7 protein-coding genes and 4 tRNA genes are annotated in these 8,543 nt (G+C 55.6%); all 11 read left to right on the forward strand.

Going from position 1 to position 8,543, the window contains the following annotated elements; genetic code table 11:
• Positions 1–274: 274 nt before the first annotated feature.
• Complete coding sequence (locus tag B3M52_RS08870) at positions 275–1,474, forward strand: hypothetical protein (RefSeq protein ID WP_075195651.1); 1,200 nt, start codon at positions 275–277, stop codon at positions 1,472–1,474.
• A complete protein-coding gene (locus B3M52_RS08875) occupies positions 1,474–2,565 on the forward strand; it encodes a hypothetical protein (protein WP_091644650.1) in 1,092 nt (363 codons plus the stop codon). The genes B3M52_RS08870 and B3M52_RS08875 overlap by 1 nt, the downstream gene beginning before the upstream one ends.
• Positions 2,562–3,110, forward strand: a complete 549-nt coding sequence (locus B3M52_RS08880) for a hypothetical protein (protein WP_007154034.1) — start codon at positions 2,562–2,564, stop codon at positions 3,108–3,110. Before B3M52_RS08875 ends, B3M52_RS08880 begins: the two co-directional genes overlap by 4 nt.
• 9 nt (positions 3,111–3,119) lie before the next feature.
• Positions 3,120–5,519 (forward strand): DUF6160 family protein, encoded by a 2,400-nt coding sequence (locus B3M52_RS08885; RefSeq protein WP_075195652.1) that lies wholly within the window; start codon positions 3,120–3,122, stop codon positions 5,517–5,519.
• A 109-nt stretch (positions 5,520–5,628) separates the two neighbouring features.
• Entirely contained in the window at positions 5,629–6,597 is a 969-nt protein-coding gene (locus B3M52_RS08890; RefSeq protein ID WP_075195653.1) for a biotin--[acetyl-CoA-carboxylase] ligase, read from the forward strand.
• Complete coding sequence (locus tag B3M52_RS08895; RefSeq protein WP_075195654.1) at positions 6,594–7,328, forward strand: type III pantothenate kinase; 735 nt, start codon at positions 6,594–6,596, stop codon at positions 7,326–7,328. Before B3M52_RS08890 ends, B3M52_RS08895 begins: the two co-directional genes overlap by 4 nt.
• Positions 7,325–8,059 carry a hypothetical protein gene (locus tag B3M52_RS08900; RefSeq protein WP_256713600.1) on the forward strand — a complete coding sequence of 245 codons (735 nt, stop codon included), beginning with the start codon at positions 7,325–7,327 and terminating at the stop codon, positions 8,057–8,059. The genes B3M52_RS08895 and B3M52_RS08900 overlap by 4 nt, the downstream gene beginning before the upstream one ends.
• Before the next feature lie 31 nt (positions 8,060–8,090).
• Positions 8,091–8,166 (forward strand) — tRNA-Thr (locus B3M52_RS08905).
• 40 nt (positions 8,167–8,206) lie between these two features.
• Positions 8,207–8,290: transfer RNA gene (locus B3M52_RS08910), tRNA-Tyr, on the forward strand.
• Positions 8,291–8,300: 10 nt separating this feature from the next.
• Positions 8,301–8,375: transfer RNA gene (locus B3M52_RS08915), tRNA-Gly, on the forward strand.
• Between the two features lie 18 nt (positions 8,376–8,393).
• Positions 8,394–8,469, forward strand: a tRNA-Thr gene (locus tag B3M52_RS08920).
• The last annotated feature ends 74 nt before the right edge of the window (positions 8,470–8,543 follow it).

Here is an 8,543-nt window from a genome sequence, read left to right on the forward strand (position 1 = left end):
GAGAGTAGGTCATCGTCAGGCTCCTAATACCAAAAACCCCCGCGGCTTCGCCGACGGGGGTTTTTTATTGCCTGTAAAAAAGTACCTTCAGCGTCGACTCATTTTTCAAATCTATGACCTTGCTCACAGTGACAAACTGTAAACGAGGTTAGGATCTGTACAAGAACTGGCCAAAATAAAAATTGCCAGCGAAAGCAGCATTAGTGTTCAGAGACACTCATCGAAAATAACAATAAACCGCTTTTCAGAATGCGGTTAATGGTGAGATCTGTCTATGAATCGTGTCGTTTGGCATTTGTTAGCGGTGCTGTCAGTGACCCCTCCTGCGTTTGCGGACCTGCAGCCAATCTCCGATAGCGATATGTCGGAAGTAACTGGTCAAGCATTCATTTCGGTTGATCGCCAATATCACCCCGACGAGACCGACAATACCTCTTATACACGCGTTAACCTGGGAATGGACATTGATATCCAGACCAATGTTGACGTACTCGAGTTGGGGCGCTACGAGCGGGATGGTGAAAAAGCCGGAACGTCCGATGTCTATATAGAGGACTTTGCGCTCGGATATATCAATAACCAAGCGTACTTCGAGCGCAACTCCAAGGCGCCCCGCCAGCTCAAGCCGGATGGCTCGGCCTATGGAGAAGGCGAAATCGTCCCGTTCAACATCGAGAACCCCTATCTGGAATTTGCGTTCGACGAGGACGCTCAGGAGATCGTTGGTTTTCGGCTGGGCTTCGGAGAGTCCATGGGCATCCTCTCTGGCAAGATTGAAACTCTCACCGGCAACGTCAATGTAGACATCATTGATCGCGGTGAAGGTTTGAGTCAGGCGAGCTCCGGCGGCAACTTCTTTGATCAGGTCATCGTTCTGCTTACCCCGTTGCTTGAAGGCGGTAGTCCGCTCCAGACCAAGGCGCAACTGGTGTACGGCGAAGAAGGGCATCCTGATATCGGTGAGCTTGATCCCATTCGGGCGGAACATATTGGCATCCCTAATGGAGAACGCTTCGTGCTCGAGGATGCGGGCGGGTTCACTCGCTGGTCCGTAAAGAACCTTATTGGTTGGGGCTCTAGTTCCCGTATTGACGTGCCTGATTGCTCTTTCTTCAGTTGTGGCAGCGGAGATATTTATGTCTACGCCCAGGACTGCCTGGTCCTGGGTATCGATTCCTGTTTTGACCTCGATATTTACAACAGCTTTCCAATCGGCACGGTGGAAGAAGTTGGTAATCAGCGGAGGATTACAGGACCGGCCGACGGAGCGTTTATTTCATTCCAGACCAAAGACCTTGACTGGCTGGAAGACGTCAAGAACACCAACCCGACGCCGGAGGATTTCATTCGGGCGACTTCCGGGGCCTTCTTCAATATTCCGAACGGTGCAACCGAGGTCAATCTTAACGAGGCCCTTTACGGCACCGACCGTTACCGAACGGAATACATCGATCGGGGCAGGGGGTTGTTTTGATGTTATCCAGAAGGCGCCTTCTAACCCCCACTGTCTGGTCGTTCTGCCCCACGCGAGTTTGCGCTGTCCTGGGACTGTTACTCGGAACGTGCACAGCAAACGCGGAACTTCAGGACCTGTCAGAGCAGGAACTGTCGGAGATCGATGGCGCTGGCATTGGAGTCGTGTTGGAAGACTTCACGTTTTCCCATGGCACGGACACGCCCGATGCCAATGGTAACCAGGCCCGGATTTTCAAGATTGGCGGCCTTAAGAGTACGGACGGCCGCGATGTCGAGATCGTGGTGAATCACTTGTACATCTCCGGAACCGGCAGCAACTACGGGCAGAACCTAAGCCCGGTAAATATTGGTCGGCTGGTGAATCCCTATCGGATTGACGTGGTCGACGGCAATAGTATCGGCATCCGGGACAAGGCCGTTCTCGAGTTCGCGGCGCCAGCTTTGGTGGACGCTGCCCAAGGGTACGACTGTATGAGCTCGGGTGCTATTGCGGGTAGTGGCGTTTGCTCCAGTCGGCCGGCGACGGCGGATTTTGTAGGTGAGCGCCCTGATATCGGGCTGCAGATGAATGTGGCTGTGGGAGAAGACCGTTCGGCCAATATCAACATTCATGCGAAAAGCGCAGTTATTGATGGTAGCTATCTTCGCCTTTGGGGCGATGACGATCGTCGACAGATGGTGGGGCAGTTCAAGCTCAATTTCCAAACACCGGAATTGTCGATCAATGCCTGTTCTCAGGATGGCCAATCCTGCGGTTCAAGAATCACCATGACCAACTTTGCGCTGGAGCTGGCGATTGGCAACCAGTTGCAGCCGGTATTTTTCGACGTTGATGGCACTGGCAATTTTGTGGTGGAAGTCGCGGCCATCGAGCCGCCAGCTCCGGGATCAATTGGCGCTGATGGGCTGCGAGGTAGCAGTGACGCGCAAACCTGGGATTTCTATGAGGACTATTACACCAATCCCGATTATCGCAGTAACCTGCACATCGGAAATTTTTCCGTGGGTGACCGGGATTTCGGGTCGGCACGGGTCGAGGGCATGCTGATTCAGCACCTTGATATCCGAACCAAGGATCTGGCGCCATGAATAGACGGTACGCGCATGCCCTGTTATTGGCCCTCGCATTGTCCAGCTCAAAACATGCGGTGGGTGAACTCGATCGTCTGAACGATGAGGCACTCTCTGAGGTATCCGGTCAGGGCGGCATATATTTATCAGGGGATATCAGCATTAATGAAATGGGCGGGCCTATTGAGAACGGCTATTTCGGCCGTTGTGATGATGCCGGTAAGAAGTGCGGTGCCAGGCTGGCCTACCGATTGAAAGAGGATGGCGGCTGGATGGTGCTGGATGAGATCAGGGGGAACTTTGCCTTCGAAGGACTGACCCTCCGTGTTCGTTCGATTGATTCCGGATTTGCCGGTGACGGCGAGGCGTTCAACGGTGACGTTGTAGAGATTGGTCTGCCGGATACCGTTCGCTACAACGATGTGCGGTTCAAAATCGCCGGGAGCAACACACCCAGACCAACAGACCCGGGATTCCAGCAAACAGACATCTTTGCGGTGGAAATGCAGGGTGACGTCATCATGGAGGGAAACCTATTGGTTTTCCCTACGGGAAATCCATAGGGAGCGGGTATGGCCGGGATCAGAAAGCACATCGTGGTCACACAGTCTGTGAGGGGCGTAGTGTTGGCGTTGTCGGCACCCGCGATGGCGGATATGCAGCTTCTGGGCGACGAAGATATGGCGGATATAAGTGGCCAAAGCGGTATTACCCTGGAAATGGAGCTGGGTATGACCGCGGACCGTTTAACGTATTTCGATGATGATCGCGGTATCTACCTTGAGGATTTCCGGGTTGGTTCCGCAAGCCAGCCAGGTGAGTCGGCTGCTCATGTCATAAGGGTCGATATCACCGATGAGGCGTCGTTGAATCTGGACTACCTGGTTGAGGATCGGAGGATTGAGTTCGGCGATATACGGTTGGCTGGCGCCCCGGGGATTGGCATGGGTGGCATTTTCTTTGATCACAGCCTGCAGGGAAACCTGCGCATCAGCCCGGGAGGTGCGTTTGGCTCATCGGGTTACACATTCGACACCGCCTACACCATGACCGGCGGCCGCCTGGGCTATCGAACCAACGGTAATGAAGTCTTCCTGGATGATATCACCCTCAGTGTAGAGGCCCTGGGTGTCACCCTGGATGTAGTTGGCAGTACTCTGGAGCTGAACGCCCCCCGCGTATCCGGTTCCTACGATGTGGGGGCAATCCGATACAGTAATAACCCTGCCAATCATGGCAACACCTACGACGTCGCAACTGGCCAGGCCCTGCCCAGCTATGGCGGGCTCAGCGGTTCCTTCGACCTCTCGTCGAAAACCGGCATTACAGCCGGTGGGCGCGAAGGGGAGGGTTTTCGGTTGGATAACGAAACCACGATTAACAGTGCATCCTTTATCTATCATGACGACGACCACGCGCTTGCGTTCCGCGATATTACAGGCCAATACCGACTGAATGATCTCCGGGTGGACGTGACAGCGGACCGTTACGGACGCGACGCCCTGGGGTTCACGCTGGGGTCGCTGAACGGGAAATTTAACATTGGTCGCATTGAAATGGGCGCCGGCGGGCAAAGTATTGGCGAAGTGAATGTCAGCTTCATGCTGCAGGACCACGTCTACAATGGGCGCAGCTACACCAACGCGGTTTACCTGCAAGGTGGGGGGCACCCAGATGCCGGCTCTCAAGGGCTCAGGTTGTCCACTGAGTGGAGTTTGCAGTTGGCCGACCTGAGTTATACCGAGGATGGCAACCGCGTCATCTTCAGCGGACTGCAGTCCTGGGGGCAGGGGGATGTCACAGTTAACGTTACGCGGGATGGTGAGCTTAATGGAACGCGTTTTTATGACGGGCTCCGGATTGGCTTTGAGGATGTGTCGGCCGGCTACAGGATTAATGGCTTACGAGTAGGCAGCGAGGATGCCCCGCTTCAGGGTGGTACGGAGCTGCTTCTGGCGCTTGGCTTCTACCCGGCTTACGAATTCGATATGGATGGCCAGGTGACGCTTGGAGCGGGCGGTGCCAGTGGTGAGGGCCTAACCATCAACTCGGATATCCGTATACGGAATGGCCGGGCTGCTATCATCGCCGCGCCTTACGATGAAGGTTCGGGGGAGATTTCTCAGAAGGGTTTGTGGATCAGCGATCTCAGCTACGATGCCCATGTTCGGGATATGACCCTGGATGTGACCGAAGACGGGCTGGCCCTCATCAAGGGGGAGGCCTGGAGCCTTATGGATGTTGGCAACCTGCGGGTTGGCGATAAGGCGGCGGGATCAAGCTTTGGCCGATTTGTGGTTCAGAAATACGAAACCGGAAGTAGCATGACCATTGTCCCGGGTGGGGCTGGCAATGTCTGCGCCGGCGGTTCGGGGGACTCTGAGTCGGCCTGTGCTGCATCGGGCGGAATCTGGGAGGCTCGTGGTGAAGAAGGAATCACGATCCAGCTCAAACAGATACTCGCAAGGGAAGTCAGTGAGGCGCGCAAGAATGCATTTACCTGGGAAACCAATCGTCAGGTGGATTCCAGTGGCAAGCCGATCAACAATACAGGCTCCAGGCTCGTACTTGACGATATTCATACCAGCGATGGCGGTGACTTCGACGGTGACGGTGTAGACGATAATACCTTCGGAATACGCACGGACCTTTCTGTCGATGTCTACCAGACCAAGGTGGTCAAGAAGACAGATGGCGCAGATGCTTTGGGAGTGGTCGGCGCAAGGGGCGACGAAAAAATAATGGACCCGGCCGCAGGGGCGGGGTACCGCTATGTCTCATCGCCCACTGCGGCTGACCTGGATAATCGCCCGCTGGGGTTCGCCGTTCGGGCGAGGAGCCAGTTCAAGGAACTCTCCATCAACAACATTGATCTGGTCCATCCCACCGGTGGTCCACAAACAGCAGTCTATGGCGTGAAAATGCAGAACTTCAATATTGAGGCCAATCTGACTGCAACGCCCATACCCTGAGGTCTCAGGCGGCAAATTTTGGACGTGCCGCGGCGTCGTCCTTTGTCTTTTGGTTCGACGTGTTGTTTAATCCCGCCCTGATCCCATTCAAATACGCGGGCGTTCCTTGATGAAATCCAAAGCACTTCTTGGCCTCCTGGCAGACGGCCAGTTTCATTCCGGTGAGTCCCTTGCCAGCAGTCTTGGCATCAGTCGCACGGCAATTTGGAAGCAGGTTCGTCGTGCAGCGGAGGAGGGTGTCCGTATAGAAACCATTCGTGGCAAGGGCTATCGCCTGTTGAGCGACATGGACTTGCTTGATGCGGAACGGATAACGCAGAGTCTGGCGCCGGATTGTCGCACCAGGGTCGAACTGATCGTAATGGATGAGGTAGATTCGACCAATGCTGAAATTGTACGACGCCGTGCGGGATCCGATTCCGGTCGCATTCCCGTGTGCATCTCCGACTGTCAGACCGCCGGCCGTGGCAGGCGCGGCCGGCCCTGGCAAAGCCCACGGGGACAGAACCTGTACCTGAGCCTGGGGCTGACGTTTCGAGGCAGCTTCGCCATGCTGGATGGTTTAAGCCTGGTTCTGGGTGTGGCGGTCGCCGAAGCCCTGGAGCAGCATGGTGTTGCAGATGTGGGGCTGAAGTGGCCCAACGATATTTTTCTCGGCGGTAGCAAGCTGGCTGGTATTCTGGTTGAGCTTCAGGGCGAACTTGAAGAGGGGGTGGTGCAGGTTGTTGCAGGTATTGGTCTGAACGTGCATATGAAAGAGTCTGCGGAGGTGGATCAATCCTGGAGCAGTCTTGACATAGCCGTGCCTGAACGTCGCTGGAATCGTAGCGAGCTTGCGGCGTCACTCGTTAATTCCGTCCTTGACTCCGTGGACGAGTTCGCCAGTCTGGGGTTTACCGGGTTCCGTTCACGTTGGCAGGGTCGAGATATTTTTTCCGGTAAGTCTCTGGTTGCCAGCCAGGGTGGACTCGCCGGGAACGGGCGTGGAATCGATGATACCGGTAATTACCTGATCGACGACGGCAAAGAGCTGGTCAGGGTTCGTGCCGGCGAGATAAGCCTGCGAGCCCGCCCATGAAGCTATTGGTGGATGCCGGGAATACCCGGCTGAAGTGGCTGCTGGTCGGCGATGGTCATTTGGCTGGCACCGGTTCCGCCATTCTGGACGCCGACGACCCATTCTGCGACATCCGTTGTCAGTCCGCCCATATCAGGCGAGTTGCAGTATCCACTGTGATCTCGGAAGAAAGGCGCCAACATTTGCAGATGCAGTTGGAAGCGTTCTGTCGTGCTCCGATTGTGTTTCATTGGGCTGAACCCCATCGAGGTGGTTTGGTGAATGCCTACACCGAAACCGACAGGATGGGGGCCGATCGCTGGCACGCCATGTACGCTGCATGGCAGGCCGATGAGGGTGGTTTTGCCGTTGTTGATGCCGGCAGTGCTATTACGATTGATTATGTTGCCGACTCGGGGGCGCACCTGGGCGGCTATATTCTCCCGGGTAAGCAGATGATGCTCAGGTCCTTGAGGCAGGACGCTGCGAGAATTGGTTTTGATGTCAGTGATGTGCAGGCTGCGGAGCCTGGAGCGTCGACAACCGAATGCGTCCAGCATGGACTGGTCTGGCTCTGGGCATCAATGGCTGCACGGATTGAGGCGGATTGCCGTCGTCTTGGTCTTGGTCGCGTCCTGGTGACGGGAGGCGACGCCGAAGGCCTGCTTGATGCCGGGCTTTCGGCCCACCACGAGCCTTCATTGGTGCTCAAGGGGCTTGCGGCTGTTGATGGGGAGAGTGAACGCGAATGAGGTGGTTTGCTGTTGCCCTGATTCTGATCAATGGGGCGCTTTGGTTATACGGGGACAAGCTCGGACCAAAGCCCGTTGCCGTTGTAACCGAACGCCAGGCATTGCCGCGGGTGGCTGATCTGAAACCGCTGTCGCCAGAGGTTGAACCCGAAGCCGCCAGGGATGATGTGACGCTGGCCGAGGGCGAAGCCACTCAGCCAGCCGTTGATGTTGAGGCTTCGCCAGAGAGGGAAGCGGTTCCCCTGAATTTCTGCGTTCGGTTGGGGTGGTTCGACTCGGAGCAGAGTGCGCGGCAGGCTTATCGTTCCCTGGGGCGGCCTGGAACCGACTACGACGTTGCTGAGGAGGAGCGGGAACTGGCACCACTGCATTGGGTGATCATACCTCCTCAACCGGAAGATCGGGCGCTGGATCTGTTTCGCGATCTCCAGCAGAGGGGGATCGACTCCTACCTGGTAACCCGGGGCGAGAATAAAAATGCCATTTCTCTTGGGCTGTTCGAGTCCCGACAGGCCGCCGAAAATGTCCTGGCTGAAAAAAAACGCCAGAATCTCAATGCAATACTGGCCAACTTCCCCCGAAATCAGCTAAGCTACGCGCTCGTTTTTGAAGACCAACTGGTGCCGGATTCCGGTGCGGTTGGGGCGGCGGAAACGGATTACAGTGAGAATTTCGACATGGTCGAAATCAGGCGTTGTGAAGGTGTTGCAACGCGTTCTGAAAATCCGTAGTATACCGCCCTCGCTGAAGAGGCGAATGTGAGCTGGCGTAGCTCAGTTGGTAGAGCAGCTGACTTGTAATCAGCAGGTCGGGGGTTCGATTCCGTCCGCCAGCTCCACTTTAAGTTTAGGCAGGTTTGCCGTTGGCATACCTGACTCGGAGGGGTTCCCGAGTGGCCAAAGGGATCAGACTGTAAATCTGACGCGAAAGCTTCGCAGGTTCGAATCCTGCCCCCTCCACCACTTATTGCTCGCGGGCATCGTATAGTGGCTATTACCTCAGCCTTCCAAGCTGATGACGCGGGTTCGATTCCCGCTGCCCGCTCCAATTTGTAGTGTTGAAAGCGCTCATGTAGCTCAGTCGGTAGAGCACATCCTTGGTAAGGATGAGGTCACCGGTTCAATTCCGGTCATGAGCTCCATTATTTGTCCGGTCAACGTTACGGTCCAGTTGATTAGGGAGATAGGTCGAATGTCTAAAGCAAAATTTGAGCGT

The sequence above is a fragment of the Marinobacter sp. UBA2688 genome, assembly GCF_002352785.1.
GTDB lineage: Bacteria > Pseudomonadota > Gammaproteobacteria > Pseudomonadales > Oleiphilaceae > Marinobacter > Marinobacter salarius.

Bases quoted from the DNA above. Each gene is read 5' to 3' on its own strand.
- B3M52_RS08870 (WP_075195651.1), top strand. From the start codon at position 275: ATGAATCGTGTCGTTTGGCATTTGTTAGCGGTGCTGTCAGTGACCCCT.
- B3M52_RS08875 (WP_091644650.1), top strand. From the start codon at position 1,474: ATGTTATCCAGAAGGCGCCTTCTAACCCCCACTGTCTGGTCGTTCTGC.
- B3M52_RS08880 (WP_007154034.1), top strand. From the start codon at position 2,562: ATGAATAGACGGTACGCGCATGCCCTGTTATTGGCCCTCGCATTGTCC.
- B3M52_RS08885 (WP_075195652.1), top strand. From the start codon at position 3,120: ATGGCCGGGATCAGAAAGCACATCGTGGTCACACAGTCTGTGAGGGGC.
- B3M52_RS08890 (WP_075195653.1), top strand. From the start codon at position 5,629: ATGAAATCCAAAGCACTTCTTGGCCTCCTGGCAGACGGCCAGTTTCAT.
- B3M52_RS08895 (WP_075195654.1), top strand. From the start codon at position 6,594: ATGAAGCTATTGGTGGATGCCGGGAATACCCGGCTGAAGTGGCTGCTG.
- B3M52_RS08900 (WP_256713600.1), top strand. From the start codon at position 7,325: ATGAGGTGGTTTGCTGTTGCCCTGATTCTGATCAATGGGGCGCTTTGG.